At 71.4% G+C, this 26142-nt stretch carries 18 protein-coding genes and 4 pseudogenes; 9 read left to right on the top strand and 13 right to left on the bottom strand.

Annotation, left to right across the window (positions count from 1 at the left end; all coding sequences use genetic code 11):
• Positions 1-109: 109 nt before the first annotated feature.
• From OG289_RS38545 to OG289_RS38535, 3 genes are all read left to right on the top strand, one after another.
• A complete protein-coding gene (locus OG289_RS38545) occupies positions 110-877 on the top strand; it encodes a polysaccharide deacetylase family protein (RefSeq protein WP_327320940.1) in 768 nt (255 codons plus the stop codon).
• A gap of 148 nt (positions 878-1025) precedes the next feature.
• Positions 1026-1466 (top strand): SRPBCC family protein, encoded by a 441-nt coding sequence (locus OG289_RS38540; RefSeq protein WP_327318640.1) that lies wholly within the window; start codon positions 1026-1028, stop codon positions 1464-1466.
• Between the two features lie 37 nt (positions 1467-1503).
• On the top strand, positions 1504-2811 hold the full coding sequence (locus OG289_RS38535; RefSeq protein ID WP_327318639.1) for a lanthionine synthetase LanC family protein: 1308 nt from the start codon (positions 1504-1506) through the stop codon (positions 2809-2811).
• Here OG289_RS38535 and OG289_RS38530 read toward each other — a convergent pair.
• From OG289_RS38530 to OG289_RS38505, 6 genes and pseudogenes are all read right to left on the bottom strand, one after another.
• Positions 2763-4004: an XdhC family protein gene (locus OG289_RS38530; protein WP_327318638.1), complete on the bottom strand. Its 1242-nt coding sequence runs from the start codon at positions 4002-4004 to the stop codon at positions 2763-2765. The genes OG289_RS38535 and OG289_RS38530 overlap by 49 nt on opposite strands.
• A 57-nt stretch (positions 4005-4061) precedes the next feature.
• Positions 4062-4934: pseudogene (locus OG289_RS38525) on the bottom strand (solute carrier family 23 protein); the annotation flags it as partial.
• Between the two features lie 366 nt (positions 4935-5300).
• Positions 5301-5490 (bottom strand): annotated as a pseudogene (locus OG289_RS38520) (NCS2 family permease); the annotation flags it as partial.
• A gap of 158 nt (positions 5491-5648) precedes the next feature.
• Entirely contained in the window at positions 5649-8033 is a 2385-nt protein-coding gene (locus OG289_RS38515) for a xanthine dehydrogenase family protein molybdopterin-binding subunit (protein ID WP_327318637.1), read from the bottom strand.
• A 2-nt stretch (positions 8034-8035) separates the two neighbouring features.
• Positions 8036-8656: a (2Fe-2S)-binding protein gene (locus tag OG289_RS38510; protein WP_327318636.1), complete on the bottom strand. Its 621-nt coding sequence runs from the start codon at positions 8654-8656 to the stop codon at positions 8036-8038.
• Positions 8656-9546 (bottom strand): FAD binding domain-containing protein, encoded by an 891-nt coding sequence (locus OG289_RS38505; RefSeq protein ID WP_327318635.1) that lies wholly within the window; start codon positions 9544-9546, stop codon positions 8656-8658. Before OG289_RS38505 ends, OG289_RS38510 begins: the two co-directional genes overlap by 1 nt.
• 410 nt (positions 9547-9956) lie before the next feature.
• Between OG289_RS38505 and OG289_RS38500 the strand changes: the two genes are divergently transcribed.
• Together OG289_RS38500 and OG289_RS38495 are read left to right on the top strand one after the other, a co-directional pair.
• Positions 9957-11648 (top strand): PucR family transcriptional regulator, encoded by a 1692-nt coding sequence (locus OG289_RS38500; protein WP_327320939.1) that lies wholly within the window; start codon positions 9957-9959, stop codon positions 11646-11648.
• Between the two features lie 190 nt (positions 11649-11838).
• Positions 11839-12615, top strand: a complete 777-nt coding sequence (locus tag OG289_RS38495; protein WP_327318634.1) for a hypothetical protein — start codon at positions 11839-11841, stop codon at positions 12613-12615.
• A gap of 357 nt (positions 12616-12972) precedes the next feature.
• Here OG289_RS38495 and OG289_RS38490 read toward each other — a convergent pair whose 3' ends face one another.
• Entirely contained in the window at positions 12973-13842 is an 870-nt protein-coding gene (locus OG289_RS38490; RefSeq protein ID WP_327318633.1) for a GntR family transcriptional regulator, read from the bottom strand.
• Between the two features lie 156 nt (positions 13843-13998).
• On the opposite strand from OG289_RS38490, the gene OG289_RS38485 reads away from it, so the two are divergent.
• Both OG289_RS38485 and OG289_RS38480 read left to right on the top strand, forming a co-directional pair.
• Positions 13999-14847 (top strand): (2Fe-2S)-binding protein, encoded by an 849-nt coding sequence (locus tag OG289_RS38485; RefSeq protein ID WP_327318632.1) that lies wholly within the window; start codon positions 13999-14001, stop codon positions 14845-14847.
• Between the two features lie 314 nt (positions 14848-15161).
• Complete coding sequence (locus OG289_RS38480) at positions 15162-16223, top strand: DUF2637 domain-containing protein (protein WP_327318631.1); 1062 nt, start codon at positions 15162-15164, stop codon at positions 16221-16223.
• A gap of 174 nt (positions 16224-16397) precedes the next feature.
• Here OG289_RS38480 and OG289_RS38475 read toward each other — a convergent pair whose 3' ends face one another.
• Complete coding sequence (locus tag OG289_RS38475; protein ID WP_327318630.1) at positions 16398-16886, bottom strand: ATP-binding protein; 489 nt, start codon at positions 16884-16886, stop codon at positions 16398-16400.
• A gap of 231 nt (positions 16887-17117) precedes the next feature.
• Here OG289_RS38475 and OG289_RS38470 point away from each other — a divergent pair, with 231 nt between their 5' ends.
• Complete coding sequence (locus OG289_RS38470; protein WP_327318629.1) at positions 17118-17717, top strand: hypothetical protein; 600 nt, start codon at positions 17118-17120, stop codon at positions 17715-17717.
• A 253-nt stretch (positions 17718-17970) separates the two neighbouring features.
• Here the strand turns inward: OG289_RS38470 and OG289_RS38465 are convergent, their stop codons facing one another.
• The 3 genes and pseudogenes from OG289_RS38465 to OG289_RS38455 form a co-directional block, all read right to left on the bottom strand.
• Positions 17971-18399 carry a hypothetical protein gene (locus OG289_RS38465; RefSeq protein ID WP_327320938.1) on the bottom strand — a complete coding sequence of 143 codons (429 nt, stop codon included), beginning with the start codon at positions 18397-18399 and terminating at the stop codon, positions 17971-17973.
• 318 nt (positions 18400-18717) lie between these two features.
• Positions 18718-19018, bottom strand: a pseudogene (locus OG289_RS38460) (thiamine pyrophosphate-dependent enzyme); the annotation flags it as partial.
• Positions 19019-19196: 178 nt separating this feature from the next.
• Positions 19197-22196, bottom strand: a complete 3000-nt coding sequence (locus tag OG289_RS38455; RefSeq protein ID WP_327318628.1) for a hypothetical protein — start codon at positions 22194-22196, stop codon at positions 19197-19199.
• Between the two features lie 302 nt (positions 22197-22498).
• Here OG289_RS38455 and OG289_RS38450 point away from each other — a divergent pair, with 302 nt between their 5' ends.
• Positions 22499-22759, top strand: coding sequence for a hypothetical protein (locus tag OG289_RS38450; protein WP_327318627.1), 261 nt, complete (start codon positions 22499-22501; stop codon positions 22757-22759).
• On the opposite strand, the pseudogene OG289_RS38445 reads toward OG289_RS38450, so the two are convergent.
• Positions 22758-23369 (bottom strand): annotated as a pseudogene (locus OG289_RS38445) (thiamine pyrophosphate-binding protein); the annotation flags it as partial. The gene OG289_RS38450 and the pseudogene OG289_RS38445 sit on opposite strands and share 2 nt — an antisense overlap.
• A 62-nt stretch (positions 23370-23431) precedes the next feature.
• Positions 23432-26092: a protein phosphatase 2C domain-containing protein gene (locus OG289_RS38440; protein WP_327318626.1), complete on the bottom strand. Its 2661-nt coding sequence runs from the start codon at positions 26090-26092 to the stop codon at positions 23432-23434.
• Between the last annotated feature and the right edge of the window lie 50 nt (positions 26093-26142).

Genomic DNA, 26142 nt, shown 5'->3' with positions numbered 1-26142 from the left:
CGGTCCACTGACGGCGCGTCGGCGGCACGACGGCGGCACGACGCCGAGACTATACATTGGGTGTATACTCTCTATGTATAGTCTCGGCATGCCTTTTCTGACCAGGAAGATGAAGAACACGGGGGCCTGGTTGCGTGCCGTCGCCCTCTCCGCGGCGACTGCTTGCCTGACGGTCACGCTGACCGGCTGCGGCGGCGCCGACACCACACACCCGAGCGCCGCCCGCGCCCACCCCGCGGCCACCACCCAGGCCTCCCGCTTCGGCACCGTCGACTGCCGGGAGGCGAAGTGCGTCGCCCTCACCTTCGACGCAGGCCCCAGCGAGAACTCCGCCCGACTCCTGGACATCCTGAAGGAGAAACAGGTCCCGGCGACCTTCTTCCTGCTGGGTCAGCGGCACATCGAGAAGTACCCGGAACTCGTCAGACGCATGGCCGCCGAGGGACACGAGGTGGCCAGCCACACCTGGGACCACAAGATCCTCACGCAGATCACGCCGGACGAGATACGCGAGGAACTCCAGCGCCCCAACGACGAGATAGAACGCCTCACCGGCCGTCGCCCCACCCTGATGCGCCCACCGCAGGGCCGCACGAACGAGACCGTGCACGAGATCTCCCGTGAGCTGGGCCTCGCCGAGGTGCTGTGGACGGTGACCGCCAAGGACTACACGACGACCGACTCCGCGCTGATCCAGCGCCGCGTCCTCGCGCAGGTCGACCGGGACGGCATCATCCTGTTGCACGACATCTACGACGGGACCGTCCCGGCCGTGCCCGGGATCATCGACGCGCTGAAAGAGCGCGGATACGTTTTCGTGACGGTTCCTCAGTTGCTGGCGCCCGGTGAGGCACAGCCGGGGCAGGTCTACCGCTGACCCGGCATCGCGCACGCACGACACCACATCGCACCGCACTCCACCGCACCGCACCACGCCATGGCGCACCGCGGCCGGGAAGCGGGCCGGACCTGTGAGCCGGAGGGTCATCCGCCGCCGGACGGTCCTGACTCCCTACGATCACTACGTGGTCATCTTCCAGCTCGAACGCACGGTACCGCTTCCCCTGGACGACGCCTGGCGCCGGCTGACCGAGTGGTCCCGGCACGGTGACGTGGTACCGCTCACCCGCGTTTCCGTGCTCACTCCTCCACCGACCCGCGAGGGCACGGTCTTCGTGGCGCGTTCGGGTTTCGGCCCGTTCGCCTTCGCCGACCGGATGGAGGTGACCGTGTGGCAGCCGCCGGCCCTCGACGAGCCCGGGCGATGCCGACTGGAGAAGCGCGGCCGGGTCGTGCTGGGCTGGGCCGAGATCGAGGTATGGCCGGGTCCGGGCGGGCGGGCCCACGTGATCTGGCGCGAGGAGTTGCGGATGCGTTTTCTGCCGCCTGTCTTCGATCCGCTCCTCGGAGCCACGGCCCGCTCGGTGTTCGGGCGGGCCGTCAACCGACTCCTCCGCGGGGCATGACTGTTCGGGGACCGTGTCCGCATGTCAGGGTGAGCTCATGACGGGAGTCGACGCGGTCGAGGAACTCGCGGTGGATGCCCTGCGCTGGATGCGGGGCGCCGCGCGGCACACCGGGGGCGGCGGGCTCGGCTGGCCCGTCAGACCCTCGGACGACGATGTCGACCCGATGCTCTACAACGGGACGGCCGGGGTCGTCCCCGTACTCCTGGAGGCCTGGCGGCACTTCGGGGACGACACGTACGCCGACACCGCCCTGCGTGCCGCCCGCAGCCTCGCGGACACCGTCGACGACCACCCCGACGACTCCCTGTACTTCGGCCTCACCGGCATCGCCCTCGTGCTGCGCACCGTCCACCACGAACTCGGCGACAGCTCGGCCGACGCCGCCGCGGACCGGGCCCTGGAACGGGTGCGGTCACGTTTCGACGGGACGCGCTGGGGTGCCCTGTTCGAGCTCATGGGCGGCAACGCGGGCATCGGACTGGGTGCCCTGCTGTGCGGCGACGCCGACGCGGCGCTCAGCGCGCTGGAGCCGTACACGCGGATGGCCGAGCCGACCGCGGCGGGCGTGACCTGGGAGTGGCGCAGCGGGGTCGAGCCCCGACTGCACCACCTCGCGCACGGCACTCTCGGCATCGCGTACGCGCTCGCCGCCGTCGGAGCGGCCACGGGCCGCGAGGATCTCGTCGAGCTCGCGAGGGCCGGGGTCGCGGAGGTCGTGTCCCGCGACGAGGCCGGGCCGGAGGGTTTCCTCGTCCCGCACTCCGACCCGCAGCACCGCTCCGACCGCGTCGAGCGCCACAGCTTCGGCTGGTGTCACGGCCCGGCCGGCGACGCCCAGGTCTTCCGGCTGCTGAGGGACGTCCTCGGCGAGCCCTCCTGGTCGGACCTCGCCGACCGCTGCTGGCACACCGTGACCCGCTCCGGGTTGCCGCAACGACTGCGGCCCGGTTTCTGGGACAACAACGGCCGCTGCTGCGGCACGACGGGAGTGCTGGCGCTGGCCTGCGACCGGATCGCCGAGCAGGGCGACTCCCCCGACGGCGACTCCGCCGACTTCGCCCGGATCCTCGTGGCGGACCTGGCCTCGCACGCGACCCGGGACGCCGACGGCGCGCGCTGGTCCAACGTCGAACACCGGGTCACTCCGAGCGATCTCGAACCGCAGACCGGGTGGGCGATGGGCAACGCGGGCATCGCGCGCGAACTGCTGCGCTACGTGCGGCTGAGCAGGGGCGGCGACCCCCGCTACGCGTTCACCTGGCCGGACCAGCCGGCCGTGCGCGGGACGGCGGCTCAGGCCACCGAGCCGATCCGCCCCGCCGGCACGGACGTCACGTCGTGATGGATCGGCGTGTGCGCCCCGGTGAGTGGGACCCCGCTGCCGCCACGCCGGTTGGCAACGATCTCCGCGGCGATCGACAGCGCCGTCTCCTCGGGCGTACGGGCGCCCAGGTCGAGGCCGATGGGTGAGCGCAGACGCGCCAACTCCAGCTCGGTGACGCCCACTTCGCGCAGGCGGGCGTTGCGGTCGAGGTGGGTGCGGCGGGAACCCATCGCGCCGACGTAGGCGACCGGCAGGCGCAACGCCAGCTGGAGCAGGGGTACGTCGAACTTGGCGTCGTGGGTGAGCACGCACAGGACGGTCCGCGCGTCCACCTCCGTGCGCTCCAGGTACTTGTGCGGCCATTCGACGACGATCTCGTCGGCCTCCGGGAAGCGGGCCTCGGTCGCGAAGACCGGTCGCGCGTCGCACACCGTCACGTGGTGGTTCAGGAACTTGCCGACCCGAACCAGCGCGGACGCGAAGTCGATCGCGCCGAACACGATCATCCGGGGCGCGGGCACGGACGACTCGACGAGGACCGTGAGCGGGGCCCCGCAGCGGGAGCCCTGCTCGCCGATCTCCAGCGTGCCGGTGCGACCGGCGTCGAGGAAGGCAGCGGCCTCGGCCGCGACCGTACGGTCCAGCTCGGGATGGGCACCGAAGCCACCTGTGGGGGAACCGCTGTCGCCATTGTCGCCACCGTAGGAACCGCTGTCGTCATGGCCGCGGCCGTAGGAACCGCTGTCGTAACAGCTACTGTCGTCATTCCCGTCGGTGCGGACGAGCATTGCCCGGCCGACCAGGTCCGCCGGGCCGGTCACGATCCGTGCCAGCGCGGCGGCCCGCCCAAAGGCGGCGGCCTCGAGGGCGGCAGCGATCACCGGGCGGACGGGATCGCCGGCCCGCACCGGGGTGACGAGGATGTCGATGATCCCGCCGCAGGTGAGCCCCACGGCGAAGGCGTCGTCGTCGCTGTAGCCGAAGCGTTCGAGGACCGACTCCCCGTCCTGAAGCGCCTGTCGGCACAGCTCGTACACCGCGCCCTCCACACAGCCGCCGGAGACCGAGCCGATCGCCGTGCCGTCGGCGTCCACCGCGAGGGCGGCGCCCGGCCGGCGGGGCGCGCTGCCGCCGACGGCCACCACGGTGGCCACGGCGAAGTCACGGCCCTGCTCGACCCACCCGTTCAGCTCCTCGGCGATGTCCAGCATCTCTCGGTCTCCTTGACTGCGGTTGTGTGGAGGGCGGTTGCTCGTCGAGCGGAGCGGCTAGTGCACGCCCAGCCAGTTCTCGATCGGGTGGAGGGCGAAGTAGACGAGGAAGATCACCGTCAGGCCCCACATGAAGGCCCCGATCTCCCGCGCCCTGCCCTGCGCGGCCTTGATGGCGACGTGGGAGATGACGCCCGCGGCGACACCGGTGGTGATGGTGTACGTGAACGGCATCAGGACGACGGTCAGAAACACCGGGACAGCGGTTCCCCGGTCGGCCCAGTCGACGTGGCGGGCGTTCATCAGCATCATCGCGCCGATGACGACCAGGGCGGCGGAGGCGACCTCCTGCGGGACGATCGCGGTGAGCGGGGTGAAGAACAGACAGGCCGCGAAGAAGGTCCCCGTGACGACCGAGGCGAGGCCGGTGCGTGCTCCCTCGCCCACACCCGTCGCCGACTCGATGAACACGGTCTGGCCGGAGCCGCCCGCCACGCCGCCGATCGCTCCGCCGGCGCCGTCGATGAACAGCGCCTTGGACAGGCCCGGCATCCGGCCCTTGTCGTCGGCCAGCCCCGCCTCCGTGCCGACGCCGATGATGGTGGCCATCGCGTCGAAGAACCCGGCGAGGACGAGCGTGAAGACGATCACGCCTACGGTCATCGCGCCGACCTCGCCCCAGCCGCCGAACTCCACGTCCCCGAAGAGCGAGAAGTCGGGCATCGAGACGGCACTGCCGTGCAGTTCGGGGGCGCCGGCCGCCCACTGCTTCGGGTCGACGACCCCGGCGGCGTCGAGGATCGCGGCGACGACCGTGCCGCCGACGATGCCGATGAGGATGGCGCCGGGGACGTTCCGGGCCTGGAGCATGAAGATCAACAATAGCGTGCCGGCGAACAACAGGACGGGCCAGCCCGCGAGTTCGCCCGCCGAAGCAGGACGTTGACAACTGCCCACCGAGCGTTGCGCGAGGTCGAATTAACTCGATGGTGTGATGGTCGGCTTCCAGGCTTGCGGTGCCCTGGGCCACGCAGGCTAGCGTGGTTGTGCGATCTGGGACACCAGGTGCGGTGTCGGTGTGCGGGGCCCCTGCTCCACCAGAGTGATGGTTCAGGGCCTCTCCGTCGCCTCTGACCGTATCTGTGTGGCCAGGTCGCACAGGGAACTGGCCTCCTGGGACCGGAGCACGCACGGGATGCGTGTCGCCGCCCCGGGGTCGAGTACGCCGGGGACCAGTGCGCCCAAAACCGTTCGGGGCGTGCCAGTGGACGGCCTCATCCCCGTCCACTGCCAAGGAACGGTTGAGCAGAAGGGTGTACGCCATCGCCATGTAGATGGTGACACCGCTGCATACCTCGCGCCCAACGGTGGATCCGGGTCGAGCGAGGCGGAAGTAGCGGTCGAACCACGACCGTCCAGCCGGGACGCGGGCCCCCTCGCCCGCGTCCCCGGCAAGAGGCTTCGGCTCCAGTGACTGCTGGGTCATGTGCGCCTCCTCCCAAGGTTCAAAGGGACACCCGTGTGCTGCCTGCGGCGAGCCCACGGGATTTGGGAATGGACGACCCGGGGGACGGCCCGAGACGAACAGTTAAGGGTCCGGGGGGACGAGGCCCCCCGGACGTCAGCGGCTCAGACCCCGTGGGGTCACGTTCCGGTGAGGTGTTCCGGACGTACCGGTGTGCGGTTGAGCTCCAGCCCGGTCGCGTTCCGGATCGCCGCGAGGACGGCCGGGGTCGAGGACAGGGTGGGTGCCTCGCCGACGCCACGGAGCCCGTAGGGGGCGTGGTCGTCGGCGAGTTCGAGCACGTCGACGGGGATGGTCGGCGTGTCGAGAATCGTGGGGATCAGGTAGTCCGTGAAGGAGGGGTTCCTGACCTTCGCCGTCTTCGGGTCGACGATGATCTCCTCCATGACCGCCACGCCCAGCCCCTGGGTCGTGCCGCCCTGGATCTGACCGATCACGGAAAGCGGATTCAGCGCCTTTCCGACGTCCTGCGCGCAGGCCAGCTCGATGACCTTCACCAGGCCGAGCTCGGTGTCGACCTCGACGACGGCGCGATGCGCGGCGAAGGAGTACTGGACGTGTCCGAAGCCCTGCCCGGTGCGCAGGTCGAAGGGCTCGGTCGGCCGGTGCCGCCACTCGGCCTCGACCTCGACGGCCTCCTCCCCGAGCACGTCCACCATGTCGGCGAGGACCTCACCGCCGTCGGTGACGACCTTGCCACCCTCCAGGAGCAGCTCGGCGTTGGCCCAGGCCGGGTGGTAGGAGCCGAACCTGCGGCGCCCGAGCTCCAGGACCTTCTCCCGGACGAGCTCGCAGGAGTTCTTGACGGCGCCGCCGGTGACGTACGTCTGCCGGGAGGCCGACGTCGAGCCGGCGCTGCCCACCTGCGTGTTCGCCGGGTGGATGGTCACCTGCGTGACGCCCAGCTCGGTGCGGGCGATCTGCGCGTGGACGGTGACACCGCCCTGGCCGACCTCCGCCATGGCCGTGTGGACGGTCGCGACGGGCTCGCCGGCGATGACCTCCATGCGGACCTTCGCGGTCGAGTAGTCGTCGAAGCCCTCGGAGAAACCGACGTTCTTGATGCCGACCGCGTAACCGATTCCGCGAACGACGCCTTCGCCGTGCGTGGTGTTGGACAGACCGCCGGGCAGCTGCCGTACGTCCGCGCCCTCGCTGCTCTCCCACTGGCGCTCCGGCGGCAACGGCATCGCCTTGACACGGCGCAGGAGTTCGGCGACCGGCGCCGGGGAGTCGACCGCCTGCCCGGTCGGCAGCAGGGAGCCCTGCTCCATCGCGTTGAGCCGGCGGAACTCCACCGGATCCATGCCGAGTTCGGCCGCGACCTTGTCCATCTGCGCCTCGTAGGCGAAGCACGCCTGGACCGCGCCGAAGCCGCGCATCGCGCCGCAGGGCGGGTTGTTGGTGTAGAGGGCGATGGCCTCGACCTCGACGTCGTCGACGACGTACGGGCCGATGCCGAGCGAGGCGGCGTTTCCCACGACGGCCGGGCTGGCGGAGGCGTACGCGCCGCCGTCCAGGACGATCCGGCACTTCACGTGGGTCAGCTTGCCCTCACGGGTGGCCCCGTGCTCGTAGAAGAGCTTGGCCGGGTGACGGTGGACGTGTCCGAAGAAGGACTCGAAACGGTTGTAAACGATTTTGACGGGCTTTCCGGTGCGCAGGGCCAGCAGACAGGCGTGGATCTGCATCGACAGGTCCTCGCGGCCGCCGAAAGCGCCGCCGACCCCGGCCAGCGTCATCCGCACCTTGCTCTCGGGCAGGCCGAGGACGGGCGCGATCTGGCGCAGGTCGGAGTGGAGCCACTGGGTGGCGATGTAGAGGTGGACGCCGCCGTCCTCCTCCGGCACGGCGAGGCCGGACTCCGGGCCGAGGAAGGCCTGGTCCTGCATGCCGAAGGTGTACTCGCCCTTGACGACGACGTCGGCGCGCCGCGCGGCCTCGGTCGCGTCGCCGCGGATGATCGGCTGGCGGTGGAGGATGTTCGGGTGCGGGACGTGACCGCTGTGGTGGTCGTCGCGGCCCTCGTGGATCAGGATCGCGTCCGGGGCGGTCGCCGAGGCCTCGTCGGTGATGACGGGCAGCTCGCGGTACTCGACCTTGATCTTCGCGGCGGCACGGCGGGCGGTCTCCGGGTGGTCGGCCGCGACGATCGCGACCGGCTCACCGTGGTGACGGACCTTGCCGTGGGCGAGGACCGGGGTGTCGTGGATCTCCAGGCCGTAGTTCGTCACGTCGGTCGGCAGGTCGTCGTACGTCATGACGGCGTAGACGCCGGGCGTGGCGAGGGCCTCGGACGTGTCGATGGAGACGATCTCGGCGTGGGCGACGGTGGAGCGCAGGATCTGGCCCCAGAGCATGTCCTCGTGCCACATGTCGGAGGAGTACGCGAATTCGCCGGTGACCTTGAGGGTGCCGTCGGGGCGGAGCGTGGACTCGCCGATGCCGCCCCTGGTCTGCGAACCCTGGGTGATCTTGGTGGGGGTGCCGTTGGGGGAAGACATCGTCAGACCGCCTCTCCCTGCCGGGCGGCCGCCAGGCGGACCGCGTCCATGATCTTCTCGTAACCGGTGCAGCGGCACAGGTTGCCGGAGAGCGCCTCGCGGATGTCCGCGTCGGTCGGGTTCGGGTTGCGCTCCAGCATCTCGTCGGCGGCGACCAGCAGCCCCGGGGTGCAGAAGCCGCACTGGACGGCGCCGGCGTCGATGAACGCCTGCTGGATCGGGGCGAGTTCGGTGCCCTCGCCGGTGTGGGAGTCCTGGCCCTTGGCCTGCCAGCCCCTGGCCTCGTCGAGCGAGGTCCCCGACGCGCCCGACACACCCGGCGCATCTGCGGTGCCGCAGGAACCGGTTCCACAACCGCCGTGCTCGGCGCGCTGCCTGGCGTAGTCGGCGAGCCCCTCGACGGTGACCACGTCACGCCCTTCCACCTGACCGGCGGCGACCAGGCACGAACACACCGGGACGCCGTCCAGCCGGACCGTGCACGAGCCGCACTCGCCCTGCTCGCAGGCGTTCTTGGAACCGGGCAGCCCGAGCCGCTCGCGCAGCACGTACAGCAGGCTCTCGCCCTCCCACACGTCGTCGGCTTCCTGCGGACGTCCGTTGACAGTGAAGTTGACGCGCATCACGCAGCTCCCTCGGTGGTGCGGCGGGCGCCGCGGTACGACTCCCAGGTCCAGGTCAGCGTCCGGCGGGCCATGACGCCCACCGCGTGACGGCGGTAACCGGCCGTTCCCCGGACGTCGTCGATCGGGTTGCAGGCGGCGGCGCACAGGTCCGCGAACTGCTTGGCGACCGACGGGGTGATGACTTTTCCGTTGTCCCAGAAACCGTCTTCCTCGAGCGCCGCGTTGAGGAAGTCCTCGGCGGTCCTGGCCCGAACGGGGGTCGGGGCGGCGGAGCCGATTCCGGTGCGGACGGTGCGCGTCTGCGGGTGCAGCGCGAGGCCGAAGGCGCAGACGGCGATGACCATGGCGTTGCGGGTGCCCACCTTGGAGTACTGCTGCGGGCCGTCGGCCTTCTTGATGTGGACGGCGCGGATCAGCTCGTCGGGGGCGAGCGCGTTGCGCTTCACGCCGGTGTAGAACTCGTCGATCGGGATCCGGCGCGTGCCGCGCACCGACTCGGCCTCGACCTCGGCGCCGGCCGCCAGCAGGGCGGGGTGGGCGTCGCCGGCCGGGGAGGCGGTGCCGAGGTTGCCGCCGACGCCGCCGCGGTTGCGGATCTGCGGGGAGGCCACGGTGTGCGAGGCGAGGGCGAGGCCCGGCAGCTCGGCGCGCAGGTGCTCCATGATCCCGGTGTACGGGACGGAGGCACCGAGCCGCACGCTCTCCTCGCCGACCTCCCACTCGTAGAGGTCGCCGACACGGTTGAGGTCGAGCAGGTACTCGGGCCTCCTGTGGTCGAAGTTGATCTCGACCATCACATCGGTGCCACCCGCGATCGGCACAGCGGTGGGGTGCTCGGCCTTGGCGGCGAGCGCCTCCTCCCAGCTGGCGGGGCGAAGGAAGTCCATGACCGGCTCTCTTCTTCGTCTCATGAGTCTCGTGAGTCGTATCGGCTGTCATGTCGACAGTCGTATCGATCGAGCCAGAATCGGGTGCGGCGGGCCCGGCTCGTACATGTGCTGTTCACGTGGAGTGAGGCCAGTACACAGCGCCTTGCTCCGACCGGGTCAGTCACGGAAACCATGAAGGAGTTGGCTGGTCGGCCGGGGCATCTTGTAGATTCGTATGAACGGAGGCCATCAGTAACCTCCTCGTTTTCCTGTGGAAACGTAGGAAACAGCCTGGCAATCAAAGAATGCGGTGCGTGACCGTCCGCCGCAGCGGCCCGACCCCGGAAGGCGGGGCGGCGGCGGGTGCCTTCCCGCCACATCCTTCAAGACTCATCGTAGATTTCGAGACACAGAACGGCGGCGACGAGATGCGGCTGCGCGCACTGCTGGACACCGATGCGCTGGGCCTCAGGCTCCTCGGCGGCGAGGAAGAGCTGGACCGCGCGGTGCGGGGTGTCATGACCACCGACCTGCGGGATCCCAGCCGCTACCTCTCCGGGGGTGAGCTGGTGCTGACGGGCCTGGCGTGGCGCCGGGACGCGGCGGACTCCGAGCCGTTCGTGCGGATCCTGGTGCAGGCCGGGGTGGCCGCGCTCGCGGCGGGTGAGGCGGAGCTGGGCGACGTCCCGGAAGACCTGGTCGTGGCCTGCGCCCGGCATCGTCTGCCGCTGTTCGCGGTGCACGAGTCGGTGGCCTTCGCGACGATCACCGAGCACGTCGTGCGGCAGGTGTCCGGCGAGCGCGCCGGGGACCTCGCGGCCGTGGTGGACCGGCACCGCCGGATGATGACCTCGGGCCCGGCGGGCGGCGGCCCGGACGTCGTCCTGGACCTGCTCGGCTCGGACCTGGACCTGCGTGCCTGGGTTCTCTCCCCCACCGGCCGGCTCATCGCGGGCCCGAAGGTGGCGGGCCCCGGCCTGCCGGCCGACGTGTGCGCGAGGCTCGCGGCGGAGCATCTGGCGGCCGTCCGCACGGGCCGGCGCGGACCGCACCGGGTGCTGGTCGGCCAGGCGACGTACTCGCTGTTCCCGATCCGCAGCGGCGGCCGCGCCCCGCAGACCGCCCAGACCCCGCAGGCCGGCCGGGACGTGCGCGAGAGCGTGCTGTCGGACTGGCTGCTGGCCGTCGAGGCCGACGCCGGGGACTGGGCGGACGAGCGCCTCGACCTGCTCCAGGGCGTCACCCAGCTGATCGCGGTGGAGCGGGACCGCCGGGACGCCGCGCGCACGGTGCGCAGGCGCCTGGCGCAGGAGGTGCTGGAGCTGGTCCAGACGGGCGCGGCGCCGGCGGAGATCGCGGCCCGCCTGCGGGTGGCCGCGCCGGTGCTGCTGCCGGGCCTGGGGGCCGCGCCGCACTGGCAGGTGGTCGTGGCCCGTGTCGAGTGGGAGGACGGCCGCCTGGAGGCCGGCCCGGTCGCCCAGTCGCTCCTGGAGGAGATCCTGGTCGACCCGCTCGCCACGGGCCCGGAGCCCTCCGACCGCATCGCCGTCGCCCACACGGGTGCGGAGGCCGTCGCCCTCGTGCCGCTGCCTGCGGTGTCGAGCGAGCACGACGGCTCCGAGCGCGGTGTCCTCGCCGACGCGCTCCTGACGGCCGTACGGGAACCGCTTTCGTCGGGTCTCGACGGCGACGGCCGGCTCACGCTGGGAGTCAGCGCTGCCGTGCATTCGGCGGAGGGGCTGCGCGGGGCGCTGGAGGAGGCACGGCACGCGAGGCGGGTGGCCGCCGCCCGGCCGGGGCGGGTGTGTGCGGCCGGGCACCAGGAGCTGGCCTCGCACGTGCTCCTGCTCCCGTTCGTCCCGGACGATGTGCGCAGAGCGTTCACCGCGCGTCTCCTGGACCCCCTGCGGGACTACGACAGACGCCACCGCGCCGAGCTGATCCCGACGCTGGAGGCGTTCCTGGACTGCGACGGTTCGTGGACCCGGTGCGCCTCCCGCCTGCACCTGCACGTCAACACACTGCGCTACCGGGTCGGGCGGATCGAGCAGTTGACGAGCCGTGACCTGTCGCGTCTCGAGGACAAGCTGGACTTCTTCCTGGCCCTGCGCATGAGCTGACACAGCTGACACAGCTGACAACAAACGGACACCGGTCACTACCTGTAGGTCACCACCCGTCGAAACCTTCGGGGACGGAGAGTCCCACGACTTTGTGAAATCCTTCACCCGCCCCCTTGGCTCGGTGCCGGGATTCGTGCTGAGATGCGGCCACCACTCAAAGCTCGACGGCGCGCTCGGGGAGGGCAACGTGGCGTACACCGCCATGTCCGGTACCGGAACGACCTCAGGTGACGACCCCCTCCAGACCGCGGTTTGGCGGCTGCGCTCGCGGGCCTGCTGGGCCGACGCGGCGGCCCTCGTCCCGCCGGACACGGCGGAGGGCGCGATCCAGCGGGCCGCGCTGCTCGTGGAGCGGTGCCTGTACACCGAGCAGGGCTGGCAGGACGCCGAGGACGCGCTGCGCACGGCGGAGGCGCTGGCCCACGACGACGAGGAGCGGGGCGCCGCCGCTTGTGAACGCGGGCAACTTGCCTACGCGGCCACGGTGCACGGAGTGCGCGACCGGGTGGACGAGGCGCGGGCCGCGCTCGGCCGGGCGGCGGCGCTGATCCCGCCGGACGCTGCGGGCAGGGCGCTGCTCGACTTCCGCCGGGGGCTGCTCGCCGAGAACATCGCCCGTTCCCCGCAGGCCGCGAGGGCCGCCTACCGACGAGCCCACACGGCGGCCGCGGCGCACTCGGACTCGCTGCTGCTGTCCTTCACCTGGCGCCACCTCGCCGGACTCGCCCTGCGCGACGGGGAGATGGCGGAGGCCCGGCACGGCTTCGCCGAATCCCTGCGTATCCGGGAGGAGTTGGGCTACCTCGTGGGCACCGCTCCGGCGCTCGCCTCACTGGCGGACGCGGAAGTGGAGCCGGAGGCCTCCCGGCTGCGGGAGGAGGCACGACGGCTGTTCCGGCTGCTGGGCGGCGTACCGACGTGGCTGGCACGGCAGTTGGCACCACCGCCGGCAGCGACGGCGTAGGGGCGGCAGCGACGGCGCTGGAGCGGCTGGAGCGGCTGGAGCGGCTGGAGCGGCTGGAGCGGCTGGAGCGGCTGGAGCGGCTGGAGCGGCTGGAGCGGCTGGAGCGGCTGGAGCGGCTGGAGCGGCTGGAGCGGCTGGAGCGGCATATCAGCGCCGGTGACGGCAAATCAGCCCGTCCGGCGTTTGAGGACGAGGCCCCTTCAGGGCCGAAGCGGGGGTCTGGGGGCGGCAGCCCCCAGCGAACCGGCGCCACCGCGGCGCGCCACGGCACGGACCGCCACGGCACGGCCTGCGCCGGCACAGGCTGCACGGCGCAGACGGCGCCGACGGCCACACCGCGCACCACGAACCGTCGGCTCAGGCTGCGCCCGCGAAGTGCTCCCGCACCAGCGCCCGCACCGCGTCCAGGTCCCGTGCCGTCAACGCCTCCAGCAGAGCCATGTGCTCCGTCGCGTCCGCCACGAGGTCGGCGCGTCCTCGCGCGACGGGCCCGCCGACCAACGGCCACTGCGACCGCCGGTGCAGGTCCTCGGCGATCCCGACCAACTGCTCGTTGCCGGTGAGGGCGAGCATCGCCCGGTGGAAGACACGGTCGGCCTCCGCGTACGTGGCCCGGCAGCCGGAGGCCGCCGCGCGCAGGCTCGCCTCGGCGAGGGGCCGCAGCTCCGCCCACCGCTCGGCGGGCATCGTACGGGCGAGCCGCAGCATCACGGGCACCTCGATCAGCGCCCGCACCTCCGCCAGTTCGGCGAGCTCGCGCGTGCCCCGCACGATCACCCGAAACCCCCGGTTGGGGACGACCTCGACGGCGCCCTCCGTCGCGAGCTGCTGCATCGCCTCCCGGACCGGCGTCGCGGAGACCCCGAAGCGTTCCCCGAGGACCGGCGCCGAGTAGACCTCGCCAGGCTGCAGTTCCCCGGCGACGAGCGCGGTGCGCAGGGCGTCGAGGATCTGGCCGCGCACCGAGGCGCGCTGGACGACCGGTCGGGGACCCGCCGGGGGTCCCCCCGCCCGAGGGAAGCCGAGAGCGGGAGAGGGGGTCTCGCTGTGCGTGTGCTCACCGCGCGCGGCGCCCGACGGGCCGCACCGCTCACGGTCCGCGCCCTCGCCGATCTCGCCGTACCCGGCGGCCCCGCCGCGCGTCTGCGCCGGCACCCGGGCACGGCCCTCGGCCCCCCGCGCGGCCGGAGTTCCCGTACCGGTGGAGCCCTGCGCACTCTGCTCCACGGGGCCTCCTCCGGCCTTGTCGGTACTTGGGGCCATTACGGCGGGTTGTTACTCGTCCGTCAAGCACCTTAGGCGTACTGGCCGTCAGTTCAAATCCCGACGATTCCGGGTAAGGTAAGGCTTACCTTTAATCGCTCCCGAAACGGCGGTCCCGGCATGCCCACAGCCCCGTCGGCCACAGCGGAGGCCTACACCCGTCTCACGGAGGTCTTCCCGGGCCTGACCGTCACGGAGCTGAGGCACGCGGAACCGTTTCCCCGGGGCGGCGGCTGGGTCGCCGCGGCCGAGCTCGCGGAGGGTGGATCCGCGCTGGAGGCCTTCCTCGCATGGGATGACGCCCAGGTCGTCCGCGACTACGGACAGAAGGCACGCCCGGATGTCGTCGCGAGCTTCGGACTGCATCGGTACGCCTGGCCCGCCTGCCTGCTGATCACCGTCCCCTGGTTCCTGCACCGCCGGGTACCCCGCTTCCCCGTGACGCACGTCTCGTACGACCGCACCGGCGACGGCATGCGCATGGCAGTCCGTCCACCCTCCTCCTTCGCCTGTCTGCCGGGAGACCCGGCGGCGCTGCTGCCCGGCGCCCGGCTGGTCAGGGACGAGGAGGCGCTGCGGGCGGAGGTGCGGGCGGCGATAGCCGAGCACCACGAGCCGGTGCTCGCCGGGTTCGGGCCGCGGGCGCGGCGGCGCGGCCGGGCCCTTTGGGGCATGGTGACCGACGAGGTCGTCGAGGGGCTCTGGTACGTCGCCCACCTGCTCGGCGAGGGCGAGCCGGAGCGGGCGCGACGGGAGCTGGAGCTGCTGCTGCCCGGCGCCACGCAGCCCTACGTCGGCTCGGCGGCCTTCCGTGAGCTGACCGGACCGGACGGCGAGGCCCTGCCCACCCGGGACCGGGCGAGCTGCTGCATGTTCTACACGGTGCGCCCCGAGGACACCTGCGCCACCTGCCCGCGCACCTGCGACGCGGACCGCGTCACCAAGCTCACGGCCGCCGCTGTCAGTTGAGGCACACTCAGACACCCCCCGGCGACCGGACACGCCCGTACGTCCCGTAAGATCACCCGCACGAGACTCCCTTTCGGTTACAGGCGATTCACAACTTTCTCACTTGCCACGGGAACTTTCCGTGGAACCACCCGTACGGGTAGTCTTATTCGAACTCAACTCCCGCCCCTCAAGCGGCAGTTCGAGCAGAACGTCGCCCTGGGCATCCCCTTGCACCTCCTTGGCGGCCTCTTGCCCCGAAACCCCCTGAGGGACGGCGGGATTGGGCCACTATGGCGGGCGTTACGCCCTATCCCAATGCAAGGGACCCCCAGATGAGACTGACCGACATATCGCTGAACTGGCTGCTTCCCGGCGCCGTACTGCTCCTGGGCATGCTGGCGGCGGTTGCGGTGCTCGCGCGCGGCAAGCGCTCCTCCGGGGCGAACGCGAGCGCGGACGACTCGTGGGAGCGCACCGAAGAGCGCCGCAGGCGCAAGGAAGCCATATACGGAACCGCTTCCTACGTGCTTCTGTTCTGCTGTGCGGCCGTCGCCGCCGCGCTCTCCTTCCACGGCCTGGTCGGCTTCGGCCAGCAGAACCTCGGGCTCACCAACGGCTGGGAGTACCTGGTTCCGTTCGGCCTGGACGGCGCCGCGATGTTCTGTTCCGTGCTCGCGGTGCGCGAGGCCAGCCACGGTGACGCGGCGCTCGGCTCCCGGATACTCGTGTGGACGTTCGCCGGCGCCGCGGCCTGGTTCAACTGGGTGCACGCGCCCCGGGGCCTGGGCCACGACGGCGCCCCGCAGTTCTTCTCCGGCATGTCCCTTTCCGCGGCCGTGCTCTTCGACCGGGCCCTGAAGCAGACCCGCCGTGCGGCGCTGCGCGAGCAGGGTCTCGTGCCCCGTCCGCTGCCGCAGATCCGCGTCGTGCGCTGGGCTCGTGCCCCTCGTGAGACCTACAGGGCCTGGTCGCTGATGCTCCTCGAGGGCGTGCGCAGCCTGGACGAAGCCGTCGAGGAGGTCCGCGAGGACAAGGCTCGCAAGGAAGAGACCAAGCTGCGCCGTCGTGAGCAGCAGCGGGTCGAGCGAGCCCAGTTGAAGGCGATCAGCCGAGGTCACGGCCGCTTCCCCGGCCGTGGTGGTGGCGGTGGCCGTCAGGTGGAGGCCCAGGCCGCCCTGGAGCGCGCCACGGCCGAGCGGGTTTCCGCGGAGCCTGCCATAGCGAACTCGACGGAGCAGCTGCCCACACGCTCACGGCCCTCCCTGCAGCCCGTGCGCCACGGTTCCGACTCGTCGATCACCGTCGACCTCACCGCGGAGGACGACACCATGGCCCTGCCGCGCCTCGACTCCCTGGAGCGCAAGCTCAAGGACCTGGAGCAGCAGTTCGGCTGACGGACAGCCAGGTATCACCGGGAAGGGGGCGCGACCACGACGGTCGCGCCCCCTTCCCGTTGTGGTTCGCCCATCACCCATCGTCCGTCACCCGTCGCCCGTCACGGTCACGCGGGTCGCGTTGCCCGCCGACCGGCCCGTCGAGTCGCCCGGCCGGTTGCCCGCGCCCGTCGTTCAGGCGGCTCCGGCACCCAACTCGAACCAGACGACCTTTCCGCCGCCCTGTGCCCGTACGCCCCAGGTGTCCGCGAGGGACTCCACCAGGACCAGGCCACGGCCGTGCGTGCCGTCGTCGGCGGTCGGGACGCTCGGCCGGGGGTGGCGGGCCACGAAGTCCCGCACCTCCACCCGCAGGCCGGACGAGGAGACGGTGGCCGTCAGAACCGCGTCGTCGTCGGTGTGCACGAGCGCGTTGGTGACGAGTTCGCTGGTGAGCAGTTCCGCCGTCTCCGACCGGCCGGGCCTCCCCCAGTCCCGCAACAGTTCCCGCAACGCCCTCCGTGCCTCGGGCACCGCTCGCAGATCCGCCCGTCCGAGTCTGCGGCTGAGCTGCGACGCCCGGTCCTGCTCCGCCAGGTCCTCGGCCGTGTCCTCCCCTGTCCTTCTCGTCGCCGAGGTGCCCGCGATCGCCGTCGGACCGCTTCCCCGTGCCTGCCTCTCCATGACCCCCGCCCGCGTGTCGATGTCGGTTCCCCTCCTGCTCGAACACGTTCACGGGGATCCTTGCCCGGTCGACACCGGGCCAGTCATGTCGAATCATCAACGACCGGGTGTTCGGCCATGTTCGAGCGGGCCTCGGGGCGGCTCTCCCGAGTGCTCCCGAGCGCTCCCCGAGTCCTCCCAGGGGTGGGTGTCGGGCCGGACAGCCCCGTCCGAACCGCCGAGGAGGGTGCCGTGCACGACGACCGGCCCCTGGTTCAGGCGCGTCCCGAGCGCGTGATGCGACGGTTGGTGCGTCCCGCGCGGTACGGGGCCCATGTGCCGCCGACCCTGTTCGTCGGGCACGTGGAGGTCGGGTCGGTGCCGGTCGACAGGGCCCTGCCGGGCCGCGTACGAGCCGCTCACGACCGGCACCGGGCGGGGAAAGTCCTGGTCGACGAGGTGGTTCCGGTTGACCGGACGGGTGCCCGAGGAGCGGGCGGACGGCTGGTCGGAGGCGGTGATCGGCCCCAGGGCCTCAGCGACGACGGACCCGGCTTCCACGCGGAGGGGACGGTGCACGACGGCGCGGGCGTACCCCTGAACGGCGTGCACCCGCGCAACCGGCACCCGACGATCACTTCCTCCGTGAGCGGTGGTGAGCCGGTGCATCCGCGCTGCGAGGCGGACGCCGACCCGGCCGCCCCCCACCCCTTCGAACGTACGCACCCGGGCTACCTGCTGACCGCCTGGGATCGGACCGTCCACGGATTCGCCCCTGCCGACCTCGCCGTAGTCGAAGAGGAGGTGGGGCAGCTGGTGCCGGACGGCGGGAGTGCACCAACCAGTCGGTAACGGAAGGCACTTGGGTCCACCGCGTTCCTGCAGCCGACGAGGTTGGCCGGAATGCGCCGGTTCCTCAGGGCGGAAGCGCATCCGGAACCGGTCCCACCGTTTGCCCCGCATACGCGAACGGCCGCAGTACGAGACCCAAGAGCCTTTCGTACTGCGGCCGTTCGGGATCCGGACGGTACGGCTGCGGCGCCCGGCCGAGAGTCACTGTCGGACCGAGCGCCTGAGGACCTGAAGGACCTGAGGACCTGAGTGTCTAGCTGCCTTCGACTCCGGTCGTGCCGATGTGGAAGATCTTGTGGCCGCGCGTCATGTCGACGACGAGTCTGGACGTCGTGTCGCTGCTCCACGTCAGGGTGACGACGGCCTCCGTGTGGTTCGCCGTGCCGTTGTCGGTGACCTTCCAGGCGAGCGGGACGTTTTGGGCCTGCAGGACACCGTCGGCGTGGTTCTTGTCCTCCCAGGCGTTCAGTTCCTTCTGGAAGGCGGGAGTGAGGTAGTGCTTGCGGAGTTCGTCCGCGAGCTTGCCGCCGCCCTCGTCGGTCACCGCGTCGATGTAGGCGCCGTAGAAGTCGGCGATGCGTGTGACGTTGTCGGACGGCTTGCCGCTGACGCTGCGCGGGCTGCCCACGGAGGCCTGGGCCGTCACGCCGAGCCCGAGGGCCAGCGCGAGGCCGGCGGCCAGTGCGGTTCGGCGACGGGTCGTGCGGAAACGGGTCGTGTTCTTGCTGCTGTTGCTCCCAGGGCCGCACCGGCACGGTCCGCATCGACGACCACGGCCGCCCCTTCCGCACGAGCGGCATCAAGGGCCTGCCCCGCTACTGGTACGGCTCGGACAACGGCGAGCGCCAGTGGGTCCCGGCCACCGACTGACCACCCCGCCCGACCGTCCGCCACCGGACCGCCACCGCCTGACCGCGCCCACCCTGGTGACCACCGCCCGACCACCGCGGCCTGCCCTCGTCGGCCGACGGACCCCCGGCCGCCCCCTCCCAGCGCCCCAGGGCCGTGGCACGCTGCGCAGGTTGGAGCGGGCGAGCCGCAGCATCCGTCCCACACCGCCGATCGAGGACGATCTTCGAGGCGGACAGCGCAAACCCGGTGACCATCTCAGCTCTGGTCTTCGGCGGGATGGACAGGGCGCTGGGGTCGGTGACGATGTCGACGAGGGCAGGGCCCTTGTGCCGGTAGGCGTCCTTCAGCGCCCCGGCCGGTTGCCTGGGCTTCTCAACGCGCACACCGTGGGAGCCGCAGGCACGGGTGACGGCGGCGAAGTCGGGGTTCTTGTGGGTCGTGCCGTAGGAAGACGCCGCCATGGCCGGGCGATCCGGCGACGCGGGGGCCGCATGGTCGTAGATGAACACGTACAGCACCGCCAAGGTCGTCCAGGGCGGCAGTCACACACGAGCCAACTTCGAATCAGCGCTGCCCGTGCCGGGGTCGGCACGGGCAGCGCTGCTGTGCGGCCGGGGCCGCGGTCGGTCACTTCACGTCGAACCGGTCGATCACCATGAAGGTGCCGCTGTTCTTGGTGAGGGTGAGGGTGTGCCGTCCGGCCGTCAGACCACTGACCGTGTAGATGGTCTGCTGGACATGGCGGCTGGTGGCGTTGGCGTTGACGGCGCCCTGCGAGGCTCCGTCGAGGGAGACCGCGATCGCGCCTTCGTCGGTGTTGGTCTCGGTGATCACGTCGATCCCGGTGCCGACGAAGGTGACGGTGACCGAGTCGCCGTTGACCCCGGTGGCGTGGACGTCGTCCTGGTAGTCGCCGAGGCCGCGGTTGGCGTAGCGGCTCCAGCCTCCGGTGTACGTGATGGAGGCGTCGGTGTTGTTGTAGGTGCCGGTCACCTCGAAGCCGTCCACGGTGGCGAACGAACCGCTGCGCTTGACGACCTGGATGGTGTGGCTGCCGACGCTCAGGCCGCTGGTGCTGTAGACGGCCTGCTGCGCCTGGCGGGTGGTGGAGGTGGTGTCGAACAGGCCCTTGGAGGTGCCGTCGATGAAGACCTCGATCTGGCCCTGGTCGCTGTACTTCTCCCCGATCACCGAGATGCCGGTGCCGGTGAAGGTCAGCGTGGCGGTGGAACCGTTGGCACCGGTGGCGTGCACGTTGTCGTGGAGGTCGCCCAGGCCGCGGTAGCCGTTGGCGCTCCAGGCGCCGGTGTAGGCGATCGCCGTGTCGTCGTCGTCGATCAGGCCGGTGAGCGGCCGGTACGCGGCTGTGGGACCGGCCGCCGCGATGATCGCCTGGGCCGCGGTGGGCCAGGCGCCGCCGGAGACGATCGTGGACTGGACCAGGGTGATGTTGGTGCCCCGGTTGTCGTACGACGACCGGTCGGCGTAGTTGTCGTGGATGTTGTTGTCGTGGATGGTCGGCGTCCACATGCCGACCCAGTTGCCCGCTCCAATACGCTCGACGTTGTCGTGGGTGTTCCAGTAGGAGCTGCCCTCGTCGTGGTAGATGATCTGGTTGGTGTGGTTGGTCACCTCAAGCAGGTTGCCCGAGGTCACGGAGGTGGCGGAACCGTCGCCGTTGCCCTGTCCGCCGTTGGTGTAGATCGGGCCGCCGTCGTGCAGCACGTTCATCACGTCGTGGACGTGGTTGTTCAGAATCTGGTTGCCGCCCGCGTAGATCGTGCCGTGGCGGCAGGTGGACAGGCCCTGGGCCGACTGCATGGAGCAGGGCGAGGCGTAGCCCCAGCCCCAGCCGAGCGATATCCCGGAGTAGGGGGTGTGGCCGACGTCGTTGTTCGCGATGGTCAGGTCACGGGTGTAGCCACCCCAGATGCCGACCGCGTCGCGCCAGTCCAGGGCGACATGCTCGATCCAGTTCTGCGAGATGGTGTCGCCGGTGGTCATCCGGGCGGTGTCGGTGAGGTAGTAGTCGTCGACCTCGCCGGCGTAGACGCCGCCGCCGGAGATGTCGTGGACGAAGTTGCCGGTGACCGAGCTGTTCTGCGTACCGTCGGCCAGGTCGACGCCGCTGCCGCCGGCGTGGGCGATCTCATTGCGGAGGAGGCTGATGTTGGCGCCGCGGTGGATCTGGACGGCCGCCGGGACGCGGAGCGGGGCCTGGGTGGCGGCGTCCCACAGCACGCCCGCCTGGTTGTCGATGTAGCCGATGGTGGAGGGCAGGTTCCAGGTGGTGTAGGCGAAGGTAAGGCCCTGCAAGGTGATGTCGTGGACCGGGGCCATGGTGTCGGGGATGACGGTGAAGCCGTCGATCACCATGAAGTTGCCGCTGGTCTTGACCAGCTTGACGGTGTGCTGCGCCTTGGGCAGCCCGCTCACCGAGGCGATGACCTGCTGAGCGAGGCGGGTGGAGCCGGCCGCACTGACGCTCTGGGTCTTGGTGCCGTCGACGTAGACGTCGATGCCGCCCTCGTCGCTGTTGACCTCCGACAGGACGTCCAGGCCGGTGCCGGTGAAGGTGTAGCTCACCGAGTCGCCGTTGGTGGTGGTGGAGTGCACATCGGTCTGCAGGTCGCCGAAGGTGCGCCCGGTGGAGGCGGACCACGCGCCGGTGTACGTGGCGTGCGAGTCGTCGTCGTTGACCGGGGTCAGGTGGCCCGGCGTGCCGCTCGCGTCGACCAGCTTCTCCAGAACGGGCAGTTCCACGTCCGCGGTACTGAGATCCTCACCCGTGCGCGGCTTGTAGTAGACGTAGCCGGCCGCACTGTCCAGGTAGAACTCGCCCTGCTCGTCCAGTAGTTGGTAAGCGTTCTCCACCCAGGTGACGCCGTCCAGTTTGGGCAGGCCGGCGCCGTTGAAGGGGAAGCCCCGGTTGACCACCGAGGTGTTGTTGTTCACGAAGCAGCCCGGGGCGACATTGAGGCTGGATCCGCCGCCGCTGGGCACGGTGATGCTCGCCAGGGGGCACCGCATGTGCTTCCAGTCCTTGTCGTACGCGATCTCGACCGAGGAGGCGTTGGTGAACGAGGCGTAGGAGGTGTCGCTGGTGGTGAAGCTGGACCCGCTGAGAGTGAAGCCGCCAGGGTTGAGCGGGCCGCGGGCCCGCTGGGCGCGCACCCCGTCGACGAACATCTGCCGACTCTGCGTACCGGCCGACACCGGGGCCCGGTAGATGTTCTTCGCGCTGTCGTACACCGAGAAACCGGTGATCTTCTTCGCGCCGTTGAGTTCCGGTTTCTCGCCCGGGTAGGCGGCGTAGACGACCTTGTGACCGTTGGTCCCGGAGTCCGAGGGCCCGAGAGTGAACGCCTGTGTCAGTCGGTAGGTCCCGCCGCGCAGATACACGTCGATGTCCGCGGCCATGCCGGAGACCAGGCCCTGCACTTTGGTCTTGACGCCGTCCAGGCTGCAGGGGGCGCTGACCGTACAGGTGCTGCCTGAGCCGGTGGGCGATGCGTACAGCAGGGTGGGAGTGGCAGCGGCCGCGGGGGTCGGTGCGACGACCGCGGCGCCGAGCAGGGCGCCGAGCACACCGAGGCATCCGGTGGCTCTTTGACGGAACAGCGGCATTGATGCTCCTCAGATACGGATCCGAACGAGATAGATCCGATGATTGCTAGTGAACCATGTTGCGATTGGTGGTCCAGAGCCGTCTACCTGCTGAGGACGGGTGACCCGTCGGCATGGAAGACCAACAGCTGAAGGGTGACGCGCGGGTCGGGGTGGGTGTGCGGTGTGGCCGGATCGACTGGTCGGGAGATGAGGGCTGCGATACGAAGCCCTTGATTCATCGGACCTATAATGGCGTGAGGGGAGGTTACGGTGACATCACCGGCACGGGCAATAGGAGAGCGGCGTGAGAATCGTGCACCGTGTGGTCCGGGCACCGTTCAGTGGCTCCCGACGGCCGGACCTCGGACCGCTACGGCCGTGAGGCCGGGCACGGACGGCGCGAGACGCGCTCGGTGCGCACGCTGACGGTCACCGGCCCGGGCCTGGACCAGGCGGCGAAGGTCCTTCGGCGCCGCACCGACCTGAGGACTGGCAAGGTCACCCGGCAGACCGTCCACGTGATCACCGACATGACGGCGCATGATGCATCCGAGCAGCTCATCGGCCGTCTCGCCAGATGATCCTGTCGGCCGCGTCGATCATCTCGACGAGTGCGTCGAGCTCCGCGTCGCCTGGGCGGACGGCGGGCCGGGCGGTGACGAGAGCGGTTCGACGGCTCCTCGGGGGCGGGCTGGTCCGCGATGTCACCGGGGAGGGAGATCACGCTGACACCGCTGCGGCCGACCGCGTTCTGGATGGCGGTGCGCAACAGGCAGGGCATCTGTTTCGGACTGGAGATCAGTTCGCCGTGGTGGCTGCACTCGCGGAACAACTGGTCGGGATGGGTCTCCTGGAAGTGCCCAGGCCGAACTCGCTGGAGGGGACGTGCGAGGCGAGGGCGAGGACGGGGCCATGGAGCGGTAAGCGTCGTGGAGACCGTTGATGAGGTGGAGGTTGCCGGGTCCGCAGGAGCCTGCGCAGGCCGCCGGTTTCCCGGTGATCTGCGCTTCCGCGCCGGCGGCGGAGGCGCCGGTCTCCTCGTGGCGGACGTGGATCCAGTCGATGCCGGGGTTGCGGCGCACCGCGTCCACGACGGGGTTGAGACTGTCCCCCACCACGCCGTAGAGACGCCTCACTCCCGCGCGGTCGAGGGTGTCCACGAACTGCCCTGTCGGCGTTCTGCTCGGCCATGGATCGACCCACCCCTTCGGGCTCCTCGGGTCGATCCCTCCACAGTGGCCGCGGCGGCCCGGTTACGCCTCCCAGACGGCCGCCGCCGTACGGTCGTCGGAGTAGCCCTTCACCCTCACCTGGGTGTCGGCGAGGAAGGCGGCGAGGCCGGGCGGGGTGCGGCCCGACCAGCGTCCCGTCAGGTACGCGGACAGCTCGGGCTCGCCGCGCAGGGGTTCGGCCAGGCCGCCGGTGCACATCAGGAGCGTGTCACCCGGGCGGGCTACGGAGGCACGGAAGCGGAAGGGTTCGCGGGGCGGTTCGGGGTCGGGGTCGGGGTCGTAGGGGTTCGGCGGGGTCGTGATGCCCAGGTCCATGGTGAGGCGGTCGCCCTCGGGAGTCTCGGCCGGGAGGGACCCGAACCCGACGACCGGCTCTCCCCTGACCTCGCCCACCCGGGGCTCGATGTCCCGCCACACGCCGCCGCGCAGCCGGAACAGTCCGCCGGCGCCGACGCCGAAGAAGACACGCGTACGGCAGGCGGGGTCGGCGGGCAGGAGCAGACAGCGCAGGGTGGCCGCGTACTCCTCGGGTTCCAGGCCCTGTTCGGCGGCGCTGGCACGGAGCCGGCCGAGGCTGCGGTCGGTGAGACGGTGCAGGCCGGACTTCAGGTCGCCGCGCCGGGCCGCCCTTATGTCTTCGGCGAGCCGGACGTGACTGCGGCCCACGGCCCGTCCGATCCACCGGCACGCCTCGGCGGCCGCCAGGTGCGCTCCCGGGGTGGCTCTGGCGCCGGTCGCCATCGCGACCAGGATCAGTGCGTGCTCGCCCGTGCCGAAGCGGGCGGTGAGCAGCGAGTCACGGCGCGGCTCGCCCCGGTACCGCGCGGAGTCCCCCCGCACGGACACGGCCCGCAACGCACAGGCCCCGTACCGGGCCCCGTCCAGGACGGTGTCGGCGACCAGATCGTCCAACGCGTCCGGGTCCGAGAGCGGAAGGGCGGTGGGCTCGGCGTCGTAGGTGGGCGGCCCGGAACCGACGTAGTCCTTGTGAGCCGGGACGGGAGGAAGAGCGGGGGGTGCGGGATGGGCGGGGAGAGCAGGGACGGCGGGGAGGGCGAGGACGGTGGGGGGATGGCCGGGCTGGTGGGGGCTGCCGGGGGAAGTGAGGGGGTTTTCGGGGGCGGGGGTGGTTGGGGGCGTGGGAGTGCCTTGGCGAGGGGAGCTGCTTTGAGGGGTGACGGCGGATGGGGGAGCGGCGGCTCCTTGAGGACTGTGAACGCCCTTGGGGTCGGGGGCCCCTTGAGGGTCGGGAGCACGCTCAGGTGCTGGAGGTACTTGGGACTCGGGGGCGTGCTCGGGGAGCGGGGGGCGCGGGGACTTGGAGGCGCGCTCGGTGGTGGAGGCGCGTTGCGGGTCGGGGGCGCGCTCAGAGGCGGGGACACCCTCGGGGGTGGGCGGGTAACTCGCCGGTGGGAGGGGTGCTGCCGTGCCGCTGGTGGAGACGGTGGGGGCTGTCGGAGGCGGCGGCGCGTGCGCCGGAGTGGGTGGCAGCGCGGGAGGAGGCGGGGTCACGGCTGGTGAGGTGGACGGCTCGGTCGAGGACGTTGGCGGCGACCCGGGCGGGGTGGACGGCGCGGGCGGGGAAGGTTGCGTCGGGGTTTCGGAAGCGGCGGGCGGTGTCTCCGTCGGCGTACGGCCGCCGGTCGCGGAGGGTGCGGGGCCGTGGGGCGCCCGTTCGGCGAAGCCCGGCGGCAGCGGGCCGGGCGGGAAGTTCGTGGGGCCGGTAGACGTGTCCGACGGCGGTTCCCAGGGAGCCCGGTACCGCTCCGTCGGACGGGCGCCCGTGTCGGCATCGGCCGCGTCCGCGTCGACGCCCACGCCGACGTCGGCGCCCTGACCGGCGACGTCGCGCCCTGAACTCCGTCCGAGGGCGCGCTCCGGCTCGGAGTCCGCGGTACCCGTGGCATCCGGACCGGCGTCCCGCCCGGCGCCCCACCCGAGATCACCCGCGGCGTCACCCCACGCGACGTCTCCGGCGCCCGGGCCGGCATCGGAACCGCCGTCCGGCTCGGCGGCCCAGCCGACCCCGCGTCCCACGTGACGCCCGACGTCACGCCCGGCACCGCGCCCCGCGTCCCGCCCGACGTCACGCTCATCGGCGAGCCCGCGGTCACGGCCCCCGGCGTTCCGCCCTGCACCTGGGCCTGCACCTGCACCTGCACCTGGGCCTGTGCCGGAGTCGGTCACACGGCCGCCCCGGGGCGGCGGAACGGTGGCCCCCGGCGGCGAAGGAGGCCCTGTCGGCATCGCGTCCTGCGAGGTCCACCAATCGGTCCGGCCGCCTGGACCGGGCCGCTCGGCCCGGGGTGTAGGCACGGAACCGGCGGGGCCCGGGACGTCCGCGTCGTCCACGCCGCTCGCCGGATCCCGCGCGCCCGCCGCAGTCCCCGCAAGCCCCGCTACGCCCGCGCCCCCCGTGCCCGCCGGGTCCCGCGCGTCCGCCGTGGTTCGCGTACCGGCGCCGTCCGCCGTCCCGACACCCGTATCCGCGTCCGCGCCCTCCGCCGCACCCTCGGAGCGCGCCGCCGCGGTCGCGGAGCGGACCGCTCCGGCGGCCGACGCGAAACGGTCGTCCAGGGAGTCGGCGGCGGGCGTGGGCCCCGTGTCCTCGGTGGAGTCGTCGTACAACTGCCCCCACCAGTCGTCCTCGTGACCGGTGGACCTTCCCCCCTGCTGGCTCATGCCCCCAATTGTCCACCGCACGGGCCGTATGAAAACGGAGCATCCGGAAA

It is taken from the genome of Streptomyces sp. NBC_01235, assembly GCF_035989285.1.
GTDB lineage: Bacteria > Actinomycetota > Actinomycetes > Streptomycetales > Streptomycetaceae > Streptomyces.
Note: the sequence above shows the minus strand (reverse complement) of the source record. Positions and strands in the feature narration are given on the sequence as shown.

Bases quoted from the DNA above. Each gene is read 5' to 3' on its own strand.
- OG289_RS38545 (WP_327320940.1), top strand. From the start codon at position 110: ATGAAGAACACGGGGGCCTGGTTGCGTGCCGTCGCCCTCTCCGCGGCG.
- OG289_RS38535 (WP_327318639.1), top strand. From the start codon at position 1,504: ATGACGGGAGTCGACGCGGTCGAGGAACTCGCGGTGGATGCCCTGCGC.
- OG289_RS38530 (WP_327318638.1), bottom strand. From the start codon at position 4,004: ATGCTGGACATCGCCGAGGAGCTGAACGGGTGGGTCGAGCAGGGCCGT.
- OG289_RS38515 (WP_327318637.1), bottom strand. From the start codon at position 8,033: ATGTCTTCCCCCAACGGCACCCCCACCAAGATCACCCAGGGTTCGCAG.
- OG289_RS38510 (WP_327318636.1), bottom strand. From the start codon at position 8,656: ATGCGCGTCAACTTCACTGTCAACGGACGTCCGCAGGAAGCCGACGAC.
- OG289_RS38505 (WP_327318635.1), bottom strand. From the start codon at position 9,546: ATGGACTTCCTTCGCCCCGCCAGCTGGGAGGAGGCGCTCGCCGCCAAG.
- OG289_RS38500 (WP_327320939.1), top strand. From the start codon at position 9,957: ATGCGGCTGCGCGCACTGCTGGACACCGATGCGCTGGGCCTCAGGCTC.
- OG289_RS38485 (WP_327318632.1), top strand. From the start codon at position 13,999: ATGCCCACAGCCCCGTCGGCCACAGCGGAGGCCTACACCCGTCTCACG.
- OG289_RS38480 (WP_327318631.1), top strand. From the start codon at position 15,162: ATGAGACTGACCGACATATCGCTGAACTGGCTGCTTCCCGGCGCCGTA.
- OG289_RS38475 (WP_327318630.1), bottom strand. From the start codon at position 16,886: ATGGAGAGGCAGGCACGGGGAAGCGGTCCGACGGCGATCGCGGGCACC.
- OG289_RS38455 (WP_327318628.1), bottom strand. From the start codon at position 22,196: ATGCCGCTGTTCCGTCAAAGAGCCACCGGATGCCTCGGTGTGCTCGGC.
- OG289_RS38440 (WP_327318626.1), bottom strand. From the start codon at position 26,092: ATGAGCCAGCAGGGGGGAAGGTCCACCGGTCACGAGGACGACTGGTGG.